Raw genomic sequence first — 20,127 nt, 5'->3', positions numbered from 1 at the left:
TGCCGGCAAAGACCGGCCGCCGGGCGCTGCATCCGCTCCGCCCGGCAACCCCGACAACAACAAGATGGGTGATTGCCATGCTCCGCTCCTGCCGCCTTCACGGCCTCGTTCCGCCCCCTCTCCGTACCCGACCCGCGCGCTGAACCCGCCCCGCCCTCGTCGCCCCCTCGTCCGGAGATTCCCATGCTGACCTTCCTTGGCTTCGCCATGGTCATGACCTTCATGTACCTGATCATGACCAAGCGCCTGTCCGCGCTGATCGCGCTGATCATCGTCCCCATCGCCTTCGCCCTGCTCGGCGGCTTCGCGGCCGGCATCGGCCCGATGATGCTGGAGGGCATCGGCAAGCTCGCGCCCACCGGCGTGATGCTGATGTTCGCCATCCTCTACTTCGCCCTGATGATCGACTCCGGGCTGTTCGACCCCGCCGTGCGCGCCATCCTGCGGGTGGTCAAGGGCGACCCGCTGAAGGTTTCGGTGGGCACCGCCGCCCTGGCGCTGATCGTCTCCCTCGACGGTGACGGTGCCACCACCTACATGATCTGCGTCGCCGCCCTGCTGCCGCTGTACAGCCGCCTGGGCATGAGCCCGCTGATCATGGCGGGGCTGATCATCCTCGCCGGCGGCATCATGAACATGACCCCCTGGGGCGGCCCCACCGCCCGTGCCGCCAGCGCCCTGCACGTGGACCCGTCGGACATCTTCGTGCCGATGATCCCGGCCATGGTCGCCGGCGCCGTGGCGCTGTTCGCCCTGGCCTGGGTCTATGGCAAGCGTGAGCGTGCCCGCCTCGGCGTGCTGCAACTGCCGGACGAGCAGATCAGCCACGACGAGATCAGCGTTTCCCAGTACCCGGAAGCGCGCCGGCCGAAACTGCTGTGGGTGAACGCGGCGCTGACGGCCGCGCTGATGGTGACGCTGATCGCCGGCCTGCTGCCGTTGCCGGTGCTGTTCATGATCGCCTTCAGCATCGCCATGATCATCAACTACCCCTGCCTGCAGCAGCAGAAGGAGCGCGTCGCGGCCCATGCCGGCAACGTGCTGGCGGTGGTCGGGCTGATCTTCGCTGCGGGCATCTTCACCGGCATCCTTTCCGGCACCGGCATGGTGGAGGCGATGTCCAAGAGCCTGCTGGCAGTGATCCCGCCGTCCCTCGGGCCGTACATGGCGGTGATCACCGCGCTGGTGAGCATGCCGTTCACCTTCTTCATGTCCAACGACGCTTTTTATTACGGCGTGTTGCCGGTTCTCACCGAAGCGGCGGGCCATTACGGCATCAGCCCGGTGGAGATGGCGCGGGCCTCCATCGTAGGCCAGCCGGTGCACCTGCTCAGTCCGCTGGTGCCCTCCACCTACCTGCTGGTGGGCCTGGCGAAGATCGAATTCGGCGACCACCAGCGCTTCACGTTGAAGTGGGCGGTGATGATCTGTCTGTGTATCCTGCTCGCCGCACTATTACTCGGCGTGTTCCCGCTGTTCGGTACACACTGAACCGCAGGCGACGCGCCCTCGCCGAAGCCGGAAATGCCCTCGCGCAGATTCCGGCTTCGTCGTGCTCCAACCCCCTGAACGCAGCAACGCACGAGGAAACCGCATCATGGAATGGCTGACCAGCCCGGAAATCTGGGTCGCCTTCTTCACCCTGACTGCCCTGGAGATCGTCCTGGGCATCGACAACATCATCATGATCGCCATCCTCGTGGGCCGCATGCCGCCGCACATGCAGGCACGCACCCGCTTCTTCGGCCTGGCGCTGGCGATGGTCACCCGCATCCTGCTGTTGCTGTCGATCACCTGGATCATGCGGCTCACCGCCGACCTGTTCCACGTCTTCGACCAGGGCATCTCGGGGCGCGACCTGATCCTGTTCTTCGGTGGCCTGTTCCTGTTGTGGAAGAGCAGCACCGAGATGTACCACAGCCTCGAAGGCGAGGATGAAACCGAGCAGCCGCAGGCAGGCGGCGCCGCGCGCAACTTCATCGGCACCATCATCCAGATCGCCATCATCGACATCGTGTTCTCCCTGGACTCGGTGATCACCGCCGTGGGCATGGTTTCCCACGTGCCGGTGATGGTCGCCGCCATCGTCGTCGCCGTGCTGGTGATGATGGCCGCCGCCGGCACCATCAGCGACTTCATCGACAAGCACCCGAGCCTGAAGATGCTGGCCCTGTCGTTCCTCGTGGTGGTCGGTACCGTGCTCATCGCCGAGTCGTTCGAAGTCCACGTGCCGAAGGGCTACGTCTACTTCGCCATGGCCTTCTCCCTGGCCGTGGAAGCCCTGAACATCCGCATGCGCACCGCGCGCAAGCGCAAGGAAGACCCGGTCAAGCTGCGCAAGGACATCCCCGGGGAATAAACCCGGGCGTCATCGCCAGCTGAAATGAAGAACGGGGCCGAATGGCCCCGTTTTTTGTGGGTGGGTGAAAGCCGGCTCACACCGGCTCGAAGCGCTCGCCTCGGAAGCAGCGCACCGGGTTGCCCCGTTCCACCCGGTGGTGGAACAGGCGTCGCTCGGCGCGCAGGGCGTCGTCGGCCTGTTCGGCGCGTTGTGCCAGGCGCTGTCCGATGAGGAGGATGGCCAGGCGCTTGTTGGCGTGCTGGCTGCGCTCGCTCTGCACCTTGACGCTGATGCCGCTGGCCAGGTGGGTGGCGCGCACCGCCGAGTCGGTGGTGTTGACGTGCTGGCCGCCCGGGCCCGAGGAGCGCAGGGCTTCGAAGCGGATCTCGCCTTCCAGGCTGGCCGGTGGCGCGGCGAACCGCGCACCGCCGAAGAACCAGTTCTTGCGCCCGTGGTTGGGCCGGTAGGGGCTGGGGCAGGTCCATTGCAGGGAGCCTTCCCAGTGCCCGGCCAGCTCGTCCGCACGCGCGCCGTCCAGGGCCAGGAGCACGGAGGCGAGCGTGCCGCGACGGGCGCCCTCCTCCCGCTCCAGCACCTGGGCCTGCACATCCAGAGTGGCGGCTTCGTCCAGCAGCCGGTGCAGCGCCTTGGCCACCGCCAGGGCGCATTCGTCCGGCCCCTGGGCCGCCGAGAGTTGCAGGAGGATCATCAGCAGCAGCCTCCCTTGGTCTTGTAGGTGAGCACCGGCTTGAGCCGCGCCAGCACCCGTACCAGGCCAGCTTCGCGCAGGGCGCCGACCACCGAGTCGATGGCCTTGTAGGCTTCCGGCGCTTCCTCGTAAATCAGCGCGCGGTCGGCGCAGATCACCCGGCTGCCCAAAGCGGTGCGTTCCAGTTGCTCGACGCTGTAGCGCTTGGCGAGGCGGTCCTTGCACTCGCTGCGCATCCATTTGCGCCCGGCGCCGTGGGCCAGCGAGAGCAGGCTGCGCTCGTCGACCACCGGTGCCACCAGGTAGCTGTAGTCGCCCCGGGAGCCGGGGATGACCATCACGCCCTGGTCCGCCGGCGTGGCGCCCTTGCGGTGCAGCCAGCCGTCGACGCCGCCGATGGTCGCGGCGGAGACGAGGTTGTGGTTCACGTCCAGCAGTTGCTCGCCGTGGGCACGCAGGCGTTCCAGCATGCGTCGGGCGATCAGTTGCCGGTTGGCCTCGGCGAAGCGCAGGGCGCCGTCGTGGCGGGCCAGGTAGTGCTCGGCCTCGGCGCTGCCGGCTTCCAGGCCGGCGTGGCTGAAGCGGTCCACCTGCTCGCGCAGGATGGCTTCGCCCAGGCCACGGGAGCCGCTGTGCACCAGCAGGAGCAGGTGCTTGCGGTCGACGCCCAGGGCCGCCAGGGCCTCGTCGTCATAGGCTTCGTCGAGCTGCTGCAGCTCGGCGAAGTGGTTGCCGCCGCCGATGGTGCCCAGGGAACGCTCGTGCCCACAGGGCGGCAGGCCGAAGGCGGCGATCGCCTCCTGCCAACTGTCGTCCAGCGGTGCGTCGAGGGAGCCCAGGCGCTTCTCCAGCTTGTCGAGGTGCAGCTTGGCGACCGGGATATCGGTGCGCCAGAAGGCCATGCCGCAGCCGATGTCGTTGCCCACCAGCGCCGGGTAGAAGCGGCCGCTGGAGAAGAACGCGGCGCCCACCGGGTAGCCGCGCCCCGGGTGCAGGTCCGGCATGCCGGCCACCCGTTGCATGCCCGGCAGGCGGGCGGTGGTTTCAAGTTGCTGGATCGCTTTTCCTTCGATCCAGGTGTCGTCCGCGGCGATCAGGGTGATGCCGTCGGACAAATTGCGAATGCAAGTGCCCATAGTCCAATCCAAATGGGTTGAAACGAAAAATGCTTGGATTTGGCAGGTCTGGGTCGGGCAGTGCGGAACCGTCGCGAAGAAGGACGGAAGAAGCGATTAAGCCAGGCGCGACCTGCAAAGGGTGATCAGTGTTTGCATGATGGACCTCCTTTTGCTGTCGGTTGAGGGGAGAAGAAGGCGCGAATCCTAGGCCGATCCGCGCCGCTGCGCAATCCCCGTCATGCACGACTCATGATTGCCCGCACAAAGCCCGCAGGGCCGGGTCGCGCACCTGCAGAACCTCGAACAGCCCCAGCGCCTGCAGCGCCGGCAGGGCGGCCAGCACCTCCTGCTCGGCGGCGGCGCGCTGCTGCGCCGGGGTGGCCGGGTCGCACCAGCACCGGGCGTTGATCAGGAAGGCGCCCACCGTGCCCTTGCGCACGCGGGTGCCGTTGAAGTCACGGTGGTTGAGATGGTCGGGGAGCAGGTCTTCGGCACGCATGGCGGTGTCCTCCTGTGGATGAGGGCCCATTCTGCGGCCGGAGACTTGGCTAAACTGCCTTATCCATGCCGATCGATAATGTGAAATTGCCAATGTCGCAGCCCCTGGTTTCACCCTCCCTCGCCGAGGCCGACGGTGGCCCGCTGCTGGTCGCGGTATGGCAGCACAGCCCCCTCGAACGCCAGACCGCCCTCCACTCCCACGCCCGTGGCCAGTTGCTCGGCGCTGGGCGTGGCCTGCTGTCGGTGACGGCGGCCGACAGCCATTGGGTGGTACCCGCCACCCATGCGGTGTGGGTGCCGCCGAGTTGCGAGCATGCCCTGCGTTCCCACGGGCCCTTCGATGGCTGGAGCGTCTATGTGGCGCCGCAAGCGTGCCGGGAACTGCCGCAGGCGCCCCGGATCATCGCCACCTCGGGCCTGCTGCGGGAGGCGGTGCGGCGTGCGACGGACTGGGGCGAGGGGCCGCTGGATGAACGGCAGCTGCGCATCGCCGGGGTGATCCTCGACGAGCTGCAGGGCCTGCCGGAGGAATCCTTCGGCCTGCCGCTGCCAACGGACCCGCGCCTGCGGCGCATCTGCCAGGCACTGGCCGATGAGCTGGCGGACAACCGCAGCCTGGAGGCCTGGGCGCAGTGGACGGGGATGTCGTCCCGGACCCTGGCCCGGCGCTTCGTCGAGGAGACGGGCTTCGCCTTCGGCCAGTGGCGCCAGCGCGCACGCCTGCTGCGGGCCCTGGAGCGCCTGGCGACGGGCGATGCGGTGACACGGGTGGCGCTGGAGCTGGGCTATGACAACGTCAGTGCGTTCATCGCCATGTTCCGGCGCCACTTCGGGGTGACGCCGGGGCGCTATTTCGCGCGCTAGTCGTCGCCGCCCACGGCGAAGTTGGGCAGGGAATCCACCGGCTGGGCGAACTTGAAGGGGATGGATTCCAGCGCCAGGCCGACGTTGCGCTGGATGACGAAATGCAGGTGCGGGCCGGTGCTGTTGCCGGTGTTGCCGGAACGGCCGATCTGCTCGCCGATGGCCACGCGCTGGCCCTCCTGGACCTTCACCGAGCCACGCATCAGGTGCAGGTAGACGCCCATGGTGCCGTCGTTGTGGAGGATGCGCACGAAGTTGCCGGAGGGGTTGTTGCCCCGGCCGCTCTGCTGGTTCTCGATCTTCACCACCATCCCTGGGCGGGCGGCGACGATGGGCGTGCCTTCGGGCATGGCCACGTCCTGGGCGTAACGGCCCTTGGGGGTGAAGTGGCTGTACTGGCCGTTGGCGCCCTGGGTGAGGCGGAACGGGCCACCGAGCCAGGGCAGCGGGTAGTTGTAGAGCGAAGGCTGCTGCCGCGGGTCACCCAGGGCGTAGCGCAGGCGCGGCTTGTAGCGCATGGCCTTGCTGGAGTCGGCCGGGGCCAGGGTGGCGAGGCGGATCTTGCTGCGCGGCGGCAGCACCCAGCGGATGGGCTTGTCCGGCGCGCCCACGGCGTTGCTGACGTTGCTCAGGCTCAGCTCCACTTCCACCGGCGCGTAGAGGTCGTTGCGCACCAGCAGGGTTTCGCCGGCATCGTGCTTCTGGGTTTCCAGCTTCACCGAGAGGTCCAGGCGCTCGACCATGCGATCACGGAAAACGAACACCTGCGCGCCCGCGACGGCCTTGTCGGTGTAGGTGACCACGCCGTTGGCATCGGTGTACTTGTAGATGGTCAGCGCGCACGCCGGCAGGGCTGCCGCCAGCGAACCGCAGAGAAGAAGAATGCGCCCTAGCATGACTGCATGGATCTAGTGGTTATGGGTATCCCGGAGCTGGCAAGCCTAGCAGCGCCGCCGGCACCACGCGAGGCGCCGGCCGTCGGGCTGTGACGGGGTTGGCTCAGGCGCCGGGTACGAAATGTTTCTGCGCCGAGCCACGGGCGATCAGGCGCGAGAGGTAGTCGAGCTTCTGCGGGTCGCGGTCGACGAAGCGGAAGGTCAGTTGCAGCCATTCGCTGTCGGGCTTGGGCTCCAGGGCCGCCACCGAATGCAGGTAGCCGTTGAGGCGCGCCACCTCGCCGCCTTCGCCCTGCTCCAGGTCGAGCACGGCGCTTTCCAGCACCTGGGGCAGCGGCTCGCCGCGCTTCACCACCAGGTGGGCGTCCTTGAGGCTGATGGTCTTGATCACGCAGGAGAGCACGCCGCTGGGCAGGCGCAGCTGGGCCTGGCCACGACCACCCGGTGCCTGGCCGGCGGCCTTGGCCGACGGGGTCGGTGCAGCCGGCTTGGCAGCAGCCTTGGGTGCTGCGGCGGGCTTGACCACCTCGGCCTTGCCGCCGGTGAGGGCGGCCAGGGAATCATTGGCGAAGCCGCCGCTGCTGAGCATCTTCGGCGGCGCACCGGCGGCCAGGGCTTCGAGCTTGCCGGCGCGGGCCAGCTGCTTCTTCACCTTGGTCACCAACTGGTCGTTGGAGAAGGGTTTGCCGATGTAGTCGGAGACGCCGGCCTGGATGGCCTGCACCACGTTCTCCTTGTCGCCACGGCTGGTAACCATGACGAAGGGCGTGGTCTTCAGCGTGTCCTGGGAGCGGCACCAGGTGAGCAGCTCGAGGCCGGACATCTCCGGCATCTCCCAATCGCAGAGGATCAGATCGACGGCCGCACGCGCCAGCATCTGCTGGGCCTTGCGCCCGTTGATCGCTTCTTCGATCTGGATGCCGGGGAAGTGGTCGCGCAGCCCCTTCTTCACCAGATCGCGAATGAAGGACGCATCGTCCACTACCAGCACTGTCACCTTGCTCATCGACCACTCCTCAGAGAACGGGCGTAAGCATAGCCTCGGCTGATAGCGCTTTGCCAAACTGAATGCGACATCGCGCACCCTTTCGGGTGAAAGGTGGTTTCCGGGATGGTGCCGGGACATTGAAAGGCACGGGTTTCGCGAGCAGAGCTCGCTCCTACGGGGGGATGGAGCAGCCGGGGAAGGTGGTTGGGGCCACCAACGAAAACGCCCGGCATGGCCGGGCGTTTTCCTGAAGCGGGGCGGATCAGCTGGCGGGGGTGTCGCCGCCCTTGTTGGCGGTGCCCTTCACTTCTTCCTGCATGCGCGCCAGGCCCATGTGGCGGACGTCGGTACCGCGCACCAGGTAGATCACCAGCTCGGCGATGTTGCGTGCGTGGTCGCCGATGCGCTCCAGGGAACGCAGGGCCCAGATGATGTTGAGCACGCGGCTGATGGCGCGCGGGTCTTCCATCATGTAGGTGACCAGCTCGCGCAGGGCGGTCTTGTACTCGCGGTCGATGGTCTTGTCGTACTGGGCCACGGACAGGGCCAGGTCGGCATCGAAGCGGGCGAAGGCGTCCAGGGACTCCTGCACCATGCGACGCACCTGGTCGCCGATGTGGCGGACTTCGACGTAGCCGCGCGGCGACACGCCTTCTTCGCAGAGCTGGATGGCGCGGCGGGCGATCTTCGAGGACTCGTCGCCGATGCGCTCCAGGTCGATCACCGACTTGGAGATGCTGATGATCAGGCGCAGGTCGGAGGCCGCCGGCTGGCGACGGGCGAGGATGCGTACGCACTCCTCGTCGATGTTGCGCTCCATCTGGTTGATCTGGTCGTCGATCTCGCGCACCTGCTGGGCCAGGCCCGAGTCGGCGTCGATCAGCGCGGTGACGGCGTCGTTGACCTGTTTCTCCACCAGGCCGCCCATCGCCAGGAGGTGGCTGCGCACGTCCTCCAGTTCGGCGTTGAACTGCTGGGAGATGTGATGGGTGAGGCTGTCTTTGTCGATCATGTTTTCGCTCCGCGAAAGCCGCAAGCTTCAAGCCGCAAGCTTCAAGTCGGTTGATTCGTGTCCTTGAGCTACTTGCCGCTTGACGCTTGCGGCTTGCAGCTGTCGCGTCCCACGCGACTAGCCATAGCGACCGGTGATGTAGTCCTCGGTCTGCTTCTTGGCCGGGTTGGTGAACAGGGTATCGGTATCGCCGAATTCGATCAGCTTGCCCATGTACATGAACGCCGTGTAGTCGGAGACGCGCGCGGCCTGCTGCATGTTGTGGGTGACGATGACGATGGTGTACTTGCTCTTCAGCTCGTAGATCAGCTCTTCCACCTTGAGGGTGGAGATCGGGTCCAGGGCCGAGCAGGGTTCGTCGAGCAGCAGCACTTCGGGTTCGACCGCGATGGTGCGGGCGATGACCAGACGCTGTTGCTGGCCGCCGGAGAGGCCGAGGGCGGATTCGTGCAGGCGGTCCTTGACCTCCTCCCACAGCGCCGCGCCCTTGAGGGCCCATTCAACGGCTTCGTCGAGCACGCGCTTCTTGTTGATGCCCTGGATGCGCAGGCCGTAGACGACGTTCTCGTAGATGCTCTTGGGGAAGGGGTTGGGCTTCTGGAACACCATGCCGACGCGGCGGCGCAGCTCGGCCACTTCCTCGCCCTTGCGGTAGATGTTGTTGCCGTCGAGGCGGATCTCGCCATCGACGCGGCAGCCATCCACCAGGTCGTTCATGCGGTTGAAGCAGCGCAGCAGCGTGGACTTGCCGCAGCCGGACGGGCCGATGAAGGCGGTCACGCGCTGTTTCGGGATGTTCATCTGCACGTCGTACAGGGCCTGCTTCTCGCCGTAGTACAGGTTGAGGCCGGGCACTTCGAGGGCAACGGTTTCCTCGGCCAGGCTCAGGCTCTGCTTGCTGCGGCCGAGGGCGGAAATGTTGACGCCGTGGCTATGGCTTTCGTGTTGCATGATTTCACTCCGTTCGTAGCGCCTGGCTACAAGCTTCAAGTTTCAAGCGGAGCGGCGTGTGGCACGCCGCTCGGGGCTAACTCAGTTGTCCAGCGCCTTGTACTTCTCGCGCAGGTGGTTGCGGATGGCGACGGCCGAGAGGTTCAGCAGCGCGATCACCAGCACCAGCAGCAGCGCGGTGGCGTACACCAGCGGGCGGGCGGCCTCTACGTTGGGGCTCTGGAAGCCGACGTCGTAGATGTGGAAGCCCAGGTGCATGATCTTCTGGTCGAGGTGCAGGTAGGGGTAGTTGCCATCCACCGGCAGGCTCGGGGCCAGCTTGACCACGCCCACCAGCATCAGCGGCGCCACTTCGCCGGCGGCGCGGGCCACGGCGAGGATCAGGCCGGTCATCATGGCCGGGCTGGCCATCGGCAGGACGATCTTCCACAGGGTCTCCGCCTTGGTCGCGCCCAGGGCCAGGGAGCCCTCACGTACCGCACGGGGAATCCGCGCCAGGCCTTCCTCGGTGGCCACGATCACCACCGGCACCGCGAGGATGGCCAGGGTCAGCGAGGCCCAGAGCAGGCCCGGGGTGCCGAAGGTCGGCGCCGGGGCGGCTTCGGGGAAGAACAGGCGGTCGATGGAGCCACCCAGCACGTAGACGAAGAAGCCCAGGCCGAACACACCGTAGACGATGGCCGGGACGCCGGCCAGGTTGTTCACGGCGATGCGGATGATGCGGGTGAGCACGCCCTGCTTGGCGTATTCGCGCAGGTAGATGGCCGCCACCACACCGAAGGGGGTGACGATCACAGCCATGATCAGGGTCATCATCACGGTGCCGAAGATGGCCGGGAAGATACCGCCTTCGGTGTTGGCCTCACGGGGGTCGTCCGCCAGGAACTCCCACAGCTTGGCGAAGTAGAAGCCGATCTTCTGGAACACGCCCATGTTGTTGGGCTGGTAGGCATGCACCACCTTGCCCAGGGTGATTTCCTGCTCCTGGCCACCGGCTTCGCGAACCACCACGCTGTCGCGGTTGAAGGCTTCGTGCAGGCCGCTCAGCTGGGCTTCGAGGCCCTTGTAGCGGGCATCCAGCTCGGCGCGTTCGGCAGCCAGGTCGGCCTGGGCGGCGGCGTCGAGCTTGCCGTCCAGTTCCAGCTTGCGGCCTTCCAGGCGCAGGCGCTCGAGGCCATGGTTGATGGCGCCGATGTCCTTCTTCTCCAGCTGGTAGAGCTGGGCGTAGAGGTCATCGACACGCTTCAGGCGCTTCTGCAGCTCGGCCATGGCGGCCTCGCCCTCGGCGACGACCTGGCCGTTCTCCTTGACGCTCACCAGGCGGCCGTAGAAGTTGCCCCACTCGCGGCGCTCCATGGCGATCAGCTCGGCGGGCTTCTTCTGGTCTTGCAACCATTCGCCCACCACCCAGGTGAAGTCGCTGCCGTAAACCTCACGGTTGCCCACCTTGAGCAGCTCGCGGGTCATGAACTCGGGGCCTTCTTCGGGCACCGGCAGGCCGGCACCCTTGAGGCGCGCACGGGACACTTCCTCGATCTGCACCGCTTCGCCGATCAGCGCCTTGGGCGCCTGGCCCGGCACGCTGTACTGGGCTTCGATCAGGTCGGCCGGCCAGAAGTGGCCGAGGCCGCGCACGGCGATCACCGACAGCAGGCCGATGGTCATGATGACGGCGATGGACACGGCGCCACCGCTCATCCACACACCTGGCGCGCCGCTCTTGAACCAGTATTTGAGGGAAACCTGTTTCACGGAATTCTCCACCTTAAAGCGAGGCGTATTTCTTGCGCAGGCGCTGACGGATCAGCTCTGCCAGGGTGTTCATCACGAAGGTGAACATCAGCAGCACCAGGGATGCGAGGAACAGCACGCGGTAGTGCGAGCCACCCACTTCGGATTCCGGCATTTCCACCGCGACGTTGGCTGCCAGGGTGCGCATGCCTTCGAAGATGTTCACTTCCATCACCGGGGTGTTGCCGGTGGCCATCAGCACGATCATGGTCTCGCCCACTGCACGGCCGAGGCCGATCATCAGCGCCGAGAAGATGCCCGGGCTGGCGGTGAGGATCACCACGCGGGTCAGGGTCTGCCAGGGCGTGGCGCCCAGGGCCAGGGAACCGTAGGTGAGGCTGCGCGGCACGCTGAAGATGGCGTCTTCGGCGATGGAGAAGATGTTCGGGATCACCGCGAAGCCCATGGCCAGGCCGACGATCAGGGCGTTGCGCTGGTCGTAGGTGATGCCCAGGTCATTGCTGATCCACAGGCGCATGTCGCCACCGAAGAACCAGGCTTCCAGCAGCGGGCTCATGCCCAGGGCGAACCAGCCCACCAGCAGCACCACGGGGATCAGGATCGCCGCTTCGAAACCGTCCGGCACGCGCAGGCGGATCGACTCCGGCAGGCGGCTCCAGAGGAAGCCGGCGAGCAGGATGCCGATCGGCGTCAGCAACAGCAGGCTGAAGATGCCCGGCAGGTGGCCTTCGACATAGGGCGCGAGGAACAGGCCGGCGAAGAAGCCGAGGATCACCGTCGGCAGCGCTTCCATCAGCTCGATCACCGGCTTCACCTTGCGGCGCATGGTCGGGGCCATGAAGTACGCGGTGTAGATGGCGGCGGCGATGGCCAGCGGAGCGGCCAGCAGCATGGCGTAGAAGGCGGCCTTCAGGGTGCCGAAGGTCAGCGGTGCCAGGCTCAGCTTGGGTTCGAAATCGGTGTTGGCGGCGGTGGATTGCCAGACGTACTTGGGTGCGTCGTAGCTTTCGTACCAGACCTTGCCCCACAGCGCGCTCCAGGAGACTTCCGGGTGCGGGTTGCGCAGGCTGAAGGGCAACAGCTGGCCGCCTTCTTCGAGCACCAGGCGGTTGGCGCGCGGCGACAGGGCCATCAGGCCGCTGCCATCGGTGACCTGCTCGATCAGCAGGGTGCGTTCGGCGGTGCTGTGGAAGACGCCGAGCTTGCCGCTGGCATCCAGGGCGAGGAAGCCCTTGCGGCGTTCTTCGGGGGCGATCTGCACCACCGGTGCCTTGCCCAGCTGGAAGCTGCGGATATGGGTCAGGCGCGCTTCGCCGTCGGCGCCACGGACCATGAACCACTGGCTCACGTCGCCCTTGGAGTCACCGATCATCAGCGAGATGCCGCCCAGCAGCAGGCCGCTGGCGGAGACTTCGCGATCGCCTTCCTCGAACAGCTTATAGCGGCCGTTGAGGCTCTTCTCGTGCAGGCTGAAGACGTCTACCTGGGCGCGGCCGTTGACCACGTACAGCCATTGCAGGCGCGGGTCGACGTAGATCGCCTTGATCGGCTCGGTCATCTGCGGCAGCGCGAGGGCGTTCTGCTCGACGGTGACCTCGCCGGTCATCATGTTCTCTTCGCTGACCAGCTCCTGCACATGCAGCTGGTTACCGGTGGAGCCGGCCAGCAGCAGGGTCTCGTCGTTGTGGCTGACCGCCACATGCTCCAGCGCGCCGCCGGCCTGGTTCAGCACCAGGGGCTTGTCGCCGTAGGGGAAGTCGATCTGCGGGGTGATGACCCGTTTGTTGTCCGGGTAGGTCACCAGGTAGCTGTGCTTGAACAGCAGCACCTGGCCGTTGCTCAGGCCCAGGGCCACCAGCGGGCTGCCGGGCTGGTCCTGGCCGATGGAGGCGACGCTGACGCCTGCCGGCAGGGGCAGTTGGCTGCGCTTGAGTTCGGCGCCGTCCTTGGTGGAGAAGAAGACCGCTTCACCCTTGTCGGAAACACGCATGCCGACCTGGTTCTGCTCCTCGATGGTCAGCAGCAGCGGCTTGCCGGCGTCCTGCTGGAGCCAGGCGGGGCTCTGCACCTTCTTCGCGGTCAGCTCGGCACCCTGGAACAGGGGCAGCACCACGTAGGCGAGGTAGAAGAAGATCAGGGTAATGGCCGCGAGAACGGCCAGGCCGCCCACCAGTACGTACCAGCGGGTCAGGTTGTCTTTCAACGCACGGATGCGGCGCTTGCGCTGCAGCGCCGGCGTGTTGAAATCGATGCGCGCGGGGGGATTCGTCGAGGTCATGGGGGAACTGGCCAGATCATTCATGGGCACACCCTAAAGCCTTCGTATGACAGAAAGATTACAGCGAGGTGACGCAACGAGGCCCACCCTGGGCATGGTGCCGGGGGCGGGCCTCCATGGCGGGGGTCTCCCGCCATCGTCGCGTCCTTGCGGGGCGGTCTGCTAAGCGACCGCCCCCTTCATCTGTCCTGGATTACAGGCCCAGATCCTTCAGTGCTTTTTCAGCGACCTTGGCCGGCAGCGGGATGTAGCCATCCTTCACCACGACCTGCTGGCCTTGTTGCGACAGGACCAGCTTCACGAACTCGGCTTCCAGCGGGGCCAGAGGCTTGTTCGGGGCCTTGTTGACGTAAACGTAGAGGAAGCGGGACAGCGGGTAGGTGCCGTTCAGGGCGTTCTGCTCGTTGTCTTCAACGAACTCGCCGCCTTCTTTCTTGGCCAGGGCTACGGTCTTCACGCTGGAAGTCTTGTAGCCGATGCCCGAGTAGCCGATGCCGTTGAGGGACTGGCTGATGGACTGGACGACGGAAGCCGAACCCGGCTGCTCGTTGACGTTGGCCTTGAAGTCGCCTTTGCACAGGGCTTCTTCCTTGAAGTAGCCGTAGGTGCCGGATACCGAGTTACGGCCGAACAGCTGAACCGGCTTGGCAGCCAGGTCACCGGTCACGCCCAGGTCGCCCCAGGTCTTGACGTCGCTCTTGCCACCGCACAGGCGGTTGGCGGAGAAGATGGCGTCAACCTGCTGCATGGTCAGGCCTTTGATGGGGTTGTCCTTGTGGACGAAGATCGCCAGGGCGTCGACGGCAACCGGAACAGCGGTCGGCTTGTAGCCGTACTTCTGTTCGAAGGCCTGCAGCTCGACGTCCTTCATCTTGCGGCTCATCGGGCCCAGGTTGGCGGTGCCTTCGGTCAGAGCCGGCGGCGCGGTGGAAGAACCGGCGGCCTGGATCTGGATGTTCACGTTCGGGTATTCACGCTTGTAGGCTTCAGCCCACAGAGTCATCAGGTTGGCCAGGGTGTCCGAACCAACGCTGGAGAGGTTGCCGGATACGCCAGTGGTCTTGGTGTAGGACGGGATGGACGGGTCGACAGCGGCAACCGCGCTGGCGGTCGCAACGCCGGCGGCGACGAAAGTCAGGGCCGCCATCAAACGCTTCAGTTTCATGCCTTGCTCCTAGCAAAGGATCGGGTTGGATGAATCGGGGGCCAGTATCTGCAGGCCGTATGAACACTCTATGAACCGAATATGACAATTGGATGAATGGCCATCATGGCTGTCCAACTCTGCTTGAATGAGCCCGCACCCCTCAGGAGAACGCCCATGCACCCCCTACGACTGATGCCCCTGGCGGTCCTCGTCGCCGCCTGCTCGGCCTGCGGCGACAAGGCCAGCCTGGAGGTAAGCGACGGCACCGGCGCCAACCCGACGCTGCCGCCGCCGAACAAGACCCTGCTGCCCACGGTGAACGTGGCCCCGGCCAAGGGCTGGGCCGAAGGTGGCCAGCCCACCGCTACCACGGGCACCGAGGTGAAGGCCTTCGCCGCTGGTCTGGACCACCCGCGCTGGCTCTACCTGCTGCCCAATGGCGATGTGCTGGTGGCCGAGAGCAACGCCCCAGCTTCCGGTGAAGGCTTCAGCCTCAAGGGCTGGATCGCCGGCAAGGTGATGGAGAAGGCCGGTGCCCGCACCCCCAGCGCCGACCGCATCACCCTGCTGCGCGACACCGACGGCGACGGCGTGGCCGACCTGAAGACGCCCTTCCTGGAGAACCTCCACTCGCCCTTCGGCATGGCCCTGGTGGGTGGCGACTTCTATATCGCCAACGCCGACGCCCTGGTGCGCGTGCCCTACGAGGAAGGCCAGACGCGCATCGAGGCCACGCCGCAGAAGGTCACCGACCTGCCGGCGGGCATCAACCACCACTGGACCAAGAACGTCATCGCCAGCCGCGACGGCAGCAAGCTGTACGTCACCGTCGGCTCCAACAGCAACGTCGGTGAGAACGGCCTGGAGATGGAAGAAGGCCGCGCGGCGATCTGGGAAGTGGACCGCGCCAGCGGCAGCAAGCGCCTGTTCGCCAGCGGCCTGCGCAACCCCAACGGCCTGGCCTGGGAGCCCGAGACCGGCACGCTGTGGACGGCGGTGAACGAGCGCGACGAGATCGGCAGCGACCTGGTGCCCGACTACATCACCTCGGTGAAGGACGGCGGCTTCTACGGCTGGCCCTGGAGCTACTACGGCCAGCACGTCGACGAGCGTGTGCAGCCGGCCAACCCGGACATGGTCGCCAAGGCCCTGGTGCCCGACTACGCCCTCGGCCCACACACCGCGTCCCTCGGCATCGCCTTCGGCAAGGGCGGCGCCCTGCCGGACTTCCAGAACGGCCTGTTCGTCGGCCAGCACGGCTCGTGGAACCGCAAGCCGCACAGCGGCTACAAGGTGATCTTCGTGCCCTTCAAGGGCGGCAAGCCCAATGGCGAACCGGTGGACGTGCTCACCGGCTTCCTCGACGAGGACGGTAACGCTCTGGGCCGCCCGGTGGACGTGATGCTCGACGCCCGCGGCGCCCTGCTGGTGACCGACGACGTCGGCAACAAGGTCTGGCGCGTGACCTCGACCGTCAAGTGAGCAAAAGCACCGTAGGATGGGTAGAGCTCCGCGAAACCCATCACTGCGGAGCTCCCCACTGCGATGAAACCGATCAGCGCTTCTTGCCGATCAGGTACAGACCAATGAACACCGCCAACCCGCACAGGGCCGCCACGTAGTAGGCCGGGCCCAGCGGGTCCCACTTCATCAGCAACGAGACGATCATCGGCGTCAGCCCACCGAAGATGGCGTAGGCCAGGTTGTAGGAGAACGACAGGCCGGAGAAGCGCACCACCGGCGGGAAGGCCTTGACCATCACATAGGGCACGGCACCGATGGTGCCGACGAACAGACCGGTCAGCGCGTAGAGCGGGAACAGCCAGTCCGGGTGCGCCTTGAGGCTGGTGTAGAAGGTCCAGGAGCTGGCCGCCAGCAGCAGCCCGCCCACCAGGAAGGTACGCCCCGCGCCGAAGCGGTCGGCGATGGCGCCCGAGGCGATGCAGCCGACCGTCAGGCAGACGATGGCCAGGCTGTTGGCCTTGAGCGCTGTGGCCGCCGCGAAGCCGTACACGGTCTGCAGCACGGTGGGGGTCATGAGGATGACGACCACGATGCCGGCCGACAGCACCCAGGTCAGCAGCATGCTGATGGCGATGGCGCCCCGGTGCTCGCGCAGCACCGCCTTGAGCGGCACTTCCTCGGCCAGCGCCTTGCGCTGCTGCAGCTCGGCGAACACCGGCGTCTCGTGCAGCCAGCGGCGCAGGTAGACGGAGAACAGGCCGAACACGCCGCCCACCAGGAAGGGGATGCGCCAGGCCCAGTCCTGCACCTCGGCCGGGGTATAGATGCTGTTGATCAGGGTCGCCATCAGCGAGCCCAGCAGGATGCCGAAGGTCAGGCCCGAGGTCAGGGTGCCGCAGGCGTAGCCGATGTGCCGCTCCGGCACGTGCTCGGCGACGAACACCCAGGCGCCGGGCACTTCGCCACCGATGGCCGCGCCCTGGATCACCCGCAGCAGCAGCAGGGCCAGGGGCGCCAGGATGCCGATCTGTTCGTAGGTGGGCAGCAGGCCCATGATCAGCGTCGGCACCGCCATCAGGAAGATGCTCAGGGTGAACATGCGCTTGCGCCCCAGCAGGTCGCCGAAGTGCGCCATGACGATGCCGCCCAGGGGCCGCGCCAGGTAGCCGGCGGCGAAGATGCCGAAGGTCTGCATCTGGCGCAGCCATTCGGGCATCTCGGCGGGGAAGAACAGCTTGCCCACCACCGCCGCGAAGAACACGAAGATGATGAAGTCGTAGAACTCGAGGGCGCCGCCCAGGGCGGACAGGGACAGGGTCTTGTAGTCGCTGCGGGTCAATGGCCGCGCGGGAGCCTCGGAGGCGAGAACGGTGGACATGGGTGATCTCTTGTCAGTGCAGGCAGGGCATGCCCCGCCGCTGCGTTGGCGGCGGGTCGGTCCGCAAAATAGCAAAAAGCCGCCGGGCGCACACAATCTCTGACGTATGGGTGGTCAAAAGCGAAACCCGGCGGTCGTCGCCCGTCGCGGCGAGCTATATACTGCGCGCTGTTGCGCGCGGGCGACATGCAGTGGGTCGGCGGGCGCAGGGGGAATTTTGCAGGGCACCTTGCCCTTCCCCGTCCATAGACGCCATCCAAAGCAGCACAGGGGCAGAGGCACCCCAGGCATGATCGAGATCGAAGAAGAAGAAAACCTGACTCCCCAAGGCGACCTGGCCTTGCAGATCACCGCGCTACCCCGCGAAACCAACGGCTTCGGCGACATCTACGGCGGCTGGCTGGTCTCGCAGATGGACCTCGCCGGCACCGCCATGGCCAACAAGGTCGCCGGGGGCCGCGTCGCCACCGTCGCCATCGACCGCATGGCGTTCCTCGTCCCGGTCGCCGTGGGCGCCCAGCTCTCCTTCTATACCCAGGCACTGGAAATCGGCCGCAGCTCGATCCAGATGCTGGTCGAGGTATGGAGCGACGACCCGCTCTCCAGCGAATGGCGCAAGGTCACCGAGGCGGTCTTCGTCTTCGTCGCCATCGACGGCAGCGGTCGCACCCGCCCGGTTCCGCCGCGCCGCGGCTGAGCCCCGTCCCGAGGGGCGAGCGCACGCGCGAACGCCCCCTCCCCCATTGATACCCTTCATGCATTCGCCGGTTTCGGGGGAACCCCGCCGGCCCGCCCCTGCCCAATGCAGACGGCAAACAGCCAAAGGCCCAGGAGCACCCGGATGAACAGCGAAAGCAAGGTTCCGCAGATCGAGCGGATCGACATGGATCAACTGCCCTGCTGGCGCCTGCGCACCGCCGATGCGGAACTGCTGGTGGCCCAGCAGGGCGCCCAGGTGCTCAGCTACCAGCGCAATGGCGAAGAGCCGCTGATCTGGCTCAGCGAGCAGGCGGCGTTCCAGCGCGGCCAATCGGTGCGCGGTGGCGTGCCGGTGTGCTGGCCCTGGTTCGGTGACCTGCAGCGCAACCCCGAGGCGATCCAGGCCCACTACCAGGGCGATGGCGCAGCGCCGGCCCATGGCGGTGTACGCAGCCTCGACTGGGAACTGGAAGGGGTGGAAGCCCTGGATGGCGTGGCACGCCTGGTGCTGTCCTGGGACAGCCGCCGCACACCGCTGCCCGGCTGGAAGGGCGATGCCGGGCTGCGCCTGGAAATCCACCTGGGCCAGCGCCTGCAGCTGACCCTGGAAACCCGCAATCGCGGCGACGCGCCCCTGGCCCTGAGCCAGGCGCTGCACAGCTACTTCGCCGTCAGCGACATCCGCCAGGTGCGGGTGGAGGGCCTGGACGGCTGCGACTACATCGAAACCCTGGAAGGCTGGGAACGCCGCCAGCAGGTGGGCGAGGTGACCTTCGGCGGCGAGACCGACCGCATCTACCTCGGCACCCCGGCGCGCCTGGCCATCCGTGATGACGCCTGGCGCCGCCGGGTGCTGATCGAAGCCAGCGACTCCGCCTCGGCGGTGGTGTGGAACCCCTGGATCGACAAGGCCGCCCGCCTCTCCCAGTTCGCCGACGACGCCTGGCAGCGCATGCTCTGCATCGAAACCGCCCGGGTGCTGGACGACAGCCTGCTGCTGCAACCGGGTGCCAGCCACAGCATGGGCGTCAGCCTGTGGAGCGAAGCGCTCTGACCTGAGCGGGCGCAGGTCGGGTGCGACCCGACACAGGGTGTATCAACCCTCGCGGGTTTCACCCGCCCTACGAAGCCGATATCACGAGCGCTGTTCGCCTTACTGAATATCCTCATCCTCTACGACCCGCACCTCGCCCGCGTCCAGCGCGTAGGCGGCATCGGCCAGGTCGTTGCTGACCTGCTCCACCTTGAGGGTGCCGGTGACCCAGAGCGGGGTGTAGATATCGTCGAGGGCGATGCCCTTGGGGTAGCGCACCAGCACGATCTGGTTCGGCGGCGGCGGCGGCACGTGGATGCAGGCCCCCGGGTAGGGCACCAGGAAGAACAGCGTGCCGCGCCCCTTGGCGTCGGTCTCCAGCGGCACCGGATAGCCACCGATGCGGATCTTCTGGCCATTGAGCTTGGCCACCGTCTTCGCCGAATACATCACCGCCGGCAGGTCCTTGTCCTGCTGCTTGAGGCCGCCCTTGTTGTTGAAGGTGCCGTCCGCTTCCGGGGTGTCGTGGCTGATTTCCGGCATCTCCTCCAGGGCCTTGCGGTCCTCGGCGGGCATCAGTTCCAGCCAATCGGTTTCCGGCATGTCCAGCCGGGCATGGGCCAGGGTGCTGCACAGCAGCAGGGAGAGAAGCAGGGCACGGCGCATCAGGGAGAACTCGAGGGGAAGAAACAGGCGCTAAGACTAGCCGCGCCCGTTCCCGGTTCCCAGCCCTCAGTCGTTCTTCTTGATCAGGCCGTAGATCACCAGCAGCACGATGGCGCCCACCACCGCGCCGATGAAGCCCGCGCCTTCGCCGGCCTGGTAGATGCCCAGGGCCTGGCCGCCATAGGTCGCGGCGAAGGAGCCGCCGATGCCCAGGAGGATGGTCCAGATCCAGCCCATGCTGTCATCGCCCGGCTTGAGGAAGCGCGCGATGAGCCCGACGATCAGGCCGATGAAAATAGTACCGATGAGTCCCATGACGGTTCCTCCACA

The 20,127-nt window shown here is 66.6% G+C and carries 19 protein-coding genes; 6 read left to right on the top strand and 13 right to left on the bottom strand.

The features are described 5' to 3' along the window. The first annotated feature begins 183 nt into the window (after positions 1 to 183). Together OEJ36_RS25465 and OEJ36_RS25460 are read left to right on the top strand one after the other, a co-directional pair. Positions 184 to 1,491, top strand: a complete 1,308-nt coding sequence (locus tag OEJ36_RS25465) for a CitMHS family transporter (protein ID WP_263403889.1) — start codon at positions 184 to 186, stop codon at positions 1,489 to 1,491. Positions 1,492 to 1,597: 106 nt separating this feature from the next. Further along, the gene (locus OEJ36_RS25460; RefSeq protein ID WP_021222311.1) at positions 1,598 to 2,359 is read left to right on the top strand and encodes a TerC family protein; all 762 of its coding nucleotides are present in this window, start codon (positions 1,598 to 1,600) and stop codon (positions 2,357 to 2,359) included. Positions 2,360 to 2,435: 76 nt separating this feature from the next. Here the strand turns inward: OEJ36_RS25460 and prfH are convergent, their stop codons facing one another. The 3 genes from prfH to OEJ36_RS25445 all read right to left on the bottom strand — a co-directional run bounded on the left by prfH (position 2,436) and on the right by OEJ36_RS25445 (position 4,667). Beyond that, a complete protein-coding gene (gene prfH / locus OEJ36_RS25455; protein ID WP_263403888.1) occupies positions 2,436 to 3,050 on the bottom strand; it encodes a peptide chain release factor H in 615 nt (204 codons plus the stop codon). Next, on the bottom strand, positions 3,050 to 4,186 hold the full coding sequence (locus OEJ36_RS25450; RefSeq protein WP_263403887.1) for an RNA ligase RtcB family protein: 1,137 nt from the start codon (positions 4,184 to 4,186) through the stop codon (positions 3,050 to 3,052). The genes prfH and OEJ36_RS25450 overlap by 1 nt, the downstream gene beginning before the upstream one ends. 229 nt (positions 4,187 to 4,415) lie before the next feature. Further along, a complete protein-coding gene (locus tag OEJ36_RS25445; protein ID WP_263403886.1) occupies positions 4,416 to 4,667 on the bottom strand; it encodes a hypothetical protein in 252 nt (83 codons plus the stop codon). Between the two features lie 92 nt (positions 4,668 to 4,759). Here OEJ36_RS25445 and OEJ36_RS25440 point away from each other — a divergent pair, with 92 nt between their 5' ends. Next, a complete protein-coding gene (locus OEJ36_RS25440; RefSeq protein WP_263403885.1) occupies positions 4,760 to 5,533 on the top strand; it encodes an AraC family transcriptional regulator in 774 nt (257 codons plus the stop codon). On the opposite strand, the gene OEJ36_RS25435 is transcribed toward OEJ36_RS25440, so the two are convergent. The 7 genes from OEJ36_RS25435 to OEJ36_RS25405 all read right to left on the bottom strand — a co-directional run bounded on the left by OEJ36_RS25435 (position 5,530) and on the right by OEJ36_RS25405 (position 14,575). After that, complete coding sequence (locus OEJ36_RS25435; RefSeq protein ID WP_043243052.1) at positions 5,530 to 6,429, bottom strand: peptidoglycan DD-metalloendopeptidase family protein; 900 nt, start codon at positions 6,427 to 6,429, stop codon at positions 5,530 to 5,532. The genes OEJ36_RS25440 and OEJ36_RS25435 overlap by 4 nt on opposite strands. 103 nt (positions 6,430 to 6,532) lie before the next feature. After that, the gene (locus OEJ36_RS25430; protein ID WP_263403884.1) at positions 6,533 to 7,435 is read right to left on the bottom strand and encodes a response regulator; all 903 of its coding nucleotides are present in this window, start codon (positions 7,433 to 7,435) and stop codon (positions 6,533 to 6,535) included. Positions 7,436 to 7,679: 244 nt separating this feature from the next. After that, positions 7,680 to 8,429, bottom strand: coding sequence for a phosphate signaling complex protein PhoU (gene phoU / locus OEJ36_RS25425; protein WP_184491991.1), 750 nt, complete (start codon positions 8,427 to 8,429; stop codon positions 7,680 to 7,682). A gap of 117 nt (positions 8,430 to 8,546) precedes the next feature. Then, complete coding sequence (gene pstB / locus OEJ36_RS25420; protein ID WP_021222319.1) at positions 8,547 to 9,380, bottom strand: phosphate ABC transporter ATP-binding protein PstB; 834 nt, start codon at positions 9,378 to 9,380, stop codon at positions 8,547 to 8,549. 81 nt (positions 9,381 to 9,461) lie between these two features. Then, positions 9,462 to 11,078, bottom strand: a complete 1,617-nt coding sequence (pstA, locus tag OEJ36_RS25415; protein ID WP_263403903.1) for a phosphate ABC transporter permease PstA — start codon at positions 11,076 to 11,078, stop codon at positions 9,462 to 9,464. Positions 11,079 to 11,145: 67 nt separating this feature from the next. After that, positions 11,146 to 13,434 (bottom strand): ABC transporter permease subunit, encoded by a 2,289-nt coding sequence (locus OEJ36_RS25410; protein WP_263403883.1) that lies wholly within the window; start codon positions 13,432 to 13,434, stop codon positions 11,146 to 11,148. 169 nt (positions 13,435 to 13,603) lie between these two features. Beyond that, complete coding sequence (locus tag OEJ36_RS25405; protein WP_021222322.1) at positions 13,604 to 14,575, bottom strand: phosphate ABC transporter substrate-binding protein PstS; 972 nt, start codon at positions 14,573 to 14,575, stop codon at positions 13,604 to 13,606. A gap of 156 nt (positions 14,576 to 14,731) precedes the next feature. On the opposite strand from OEJ36_RS25405, the gene OEJ36_RS25400 reads away from it, so the two are divergent. Further along, a complete protein-coding gene (locus OEJ36_RS25400; protein ID WP_263403882.1) occupies positions 14,732 to 16,039 on the top strand; it encodes a PQQ-dependent sugar dehydrogenase in 1,308 nt (435 codons plus the stop codon). A 73-nt stretch (positions 16,040 to 16,112) separates the two neighbouring features. Here the strand turns inward: OEJ36_RS25400 and OEJ36_RS25395 are convergent, their stop codons facing one another. Further along, entirely contained in the window at positions 16,113 to 17,399 is a 1,287-nt protein-coding gene (locus OEJ36_RS25395; protein ID WP_184491994.1) for an MFS transporter, read from the bottom strand. 289 nt (positions 17,400 to 17,688) lie between these two features. Here OEJ36_RS25395 and OEJ36_RS25390 point away from each other — a divergent pair, with 289 nt between their 5' ends. Both OEJ36_RS25390 and OEJ36_RS25385 read left to right on the top strand, forming a co-directional pair. Beyond that, on the top strand, positions 17,689 to 18,096 hold the full coding sequence (locus OEJ36_RS25390; protein WP_021222325.1) for an acyl-CoA thioesterase: 408 nt from the start codon (positions 17,689 to 17,691) through the stop codon (positions 18,094 to 18,096). A 144-nt stretch (positions 18,097 to 18,240) separates the two neighbouring features. Continuing rightward, a complete protein-coding gene (locus OEJ36_RS25385) occupies positions 18,241 to 19,152 on the top strand; it encodes a D-hexose-6-phosphate mutarotase (protein ID WP_263403881.1) in 912 nt (303 codons plus the stop codon). A gap of 99 nt (positions 19,153 to 19,251) precedes the next feature. On the opposite strand, the gene OEJ36_RS25380 is transcribed toward OEJ36_RS25385, so the two are convergent. After that, entirely contained in the window at positions 19,252 to 19,797 is a 546-nt protein-coding gene (locus tag OEJ36_RS25380; RefSeq protein WP_263403880.1) for a DUF3299 domain-containing protein, read from the bottom strand. Positions 19,798 to 19,863: 66 nt separating this feature from the next. Continuing rightward, positions 19,864 to 20,112, bottom strand: coding sequence for a GlsB/YeaQ/YmgE family stress response membrane protein (locus OEJ36_RS25375; protein WP_263403879.1), 249 nt, complete (start codon positions 20,110 to 20,112; stop codon positions 19,864 to 19,866). Between the last annotated feature and the right edge of the window lie 15 nt (positions 20,113 to 20,127).

Source organism: Pseudomonas sp. PDM13 (assembly GCF_025685765.1).
Lineage (GTDB): Bacteria > Pseudomonadota > Gammaproteobacteria > Pseudomonadales > Pseudomonadaceae > Metapseudomonas > Metapseudomonas solani.
Note: the sequence above shows the minus strand (reverse complement) of the source record. Positions and strands in the feature narration are given on the sequence as shown.

Bases quoted from the DNA above. Each gene is read 5' to 3' on its own strand.
- OEJ36_RS25465 (WP_263403889.1), top strand. From the start codon at position 184: ATGCTGACCTTCCTTGGCTTCGCCATGGTCATGACCTTCATGTACCTG.
- OEJ36_RS25460 (WP_021222311.1), top strand. From the start codon at position 1,598: ATGGAATGGCTGACCAGCCCGGAAATCTGGGTCGCCTTCTTCACCCTG.
- prfH (WP_263403888.1), bottom strand. From the start codon at position 3,050: ATGATCCTCCTGCAACTCTCGGCGGCCCAGGGGCCGGACGAATGCGCC.
- OEJ36_RS25450 (WP_263403887.1), bottom strand. From the start codon at position 4,186: ATGGGCACTTGCATTCGCAATTTGTCCGACGGCATCACCCTGATCGCC.
- OEJ36_RS25445 (WP_263403886.1), bottom strand. From the start codon at position 4,667: ATGCGTGCCGAAGACCTGCTCCCCGACCATCTCAACCACCGTGACTTC.
- OEJ36_RS25440 (WP_263403885.1), top strand. From the start codon at position 4,760: ATGTCGCAGCCCCTGGTTTCACCCTCCCTCGCCGAGGCCGACGGTGGC.
- OEJ36_RS25435 (WP_043243052.1), bottom strand. From the start codon at position 6,429: ATGCTAGGGCGCATTCTTCTTCTCTGCGGTTCGCTGGCGGCAGCCCTG.
- OEJ36_RS25430 (WP_263403884.1), bottom strand. From the start codon at position 7,435: ATGAGCAAGGTGACAGTGCTGGTAGTGGACGATGCGTCCTTCATTCGC.
- phoU (WP_184491991.1), bottom strand. From the start codon at position 8,429: ATGATCGACAAAGACAGCCTCACCCATCACATCTCCCAGCAGTTCAAC.
- pstB (WP_021222319.1), bottom strand. From the start codon at position 9,380: ATGCAACACGAAAGCCATAGCCACGGCGTCAACATTTCCGCCCTCGGC.
- pstA (WP_263403903.1), bottom strand. From the start codon at position 11,078: ATGAGCGGTGGCGCCGTGTCCATCGCCGTCATCATGACCATCGGCCTG.
- OEJ36_RS25410 (WP_263403883.1), bottom strand. From the start codon at position 13,434: ATGAATGATCTGGCCAGTTCCCCCATGACCTCGACGAATCCCCCCGCG.
- OEJ36_RS25405 (WP_021222322.1), bottom strand. From the start codon at position 14,575: ATGAAACTGAAGCGTTTGATGGCGGCCCTGACTTTCGTCGCCGCCGGC.
- OEJ36_RS25400 (WP_263403882.1), top strand. From the start codon at position 14,732: ATGCACCCCCTACGACTGATGCCCCTGGCGGTCCTCGTCGCCGCCTGC.
- OEJ36_RS25395 (WP_184491994.1), bottom strand. From the start codon at position 17,399: ATGTCCACCGTTCTCGCCTCCGAGGCTCCCGCGCGGCCATTGACCCGC.
- OEJ36_RS25390 (WP_021222325.1), top strand. From the start codon at position 17,689: ATGATCGAGATCGAAGAAGAAGAAAACCTGACTCCCCAAGGCGACCTG.
- OEJ36_RS25385 (WP_263403881.1), top strand. From the start codon at position 18,241: ATGAACAGCGAAAGCAAGGTTCCGCAGATCGAGCGGATCGACATGGAT.
- OEJ36_RS25380 (WP_263403880.1), bottom strand. From the start codon at position 19,797: ATGCGCCGTGCCCTGCTTCTCTCCCTGCTGCTGTGCAGCACCCTGGCC.
- OEJ36_RS25375 (WP_263403879.1), bottom strand. From the start codon at position 20,112: ATGGGACTCATCGGTACTATTTTCATCGGCCTGATCGTCGGGCTCATC.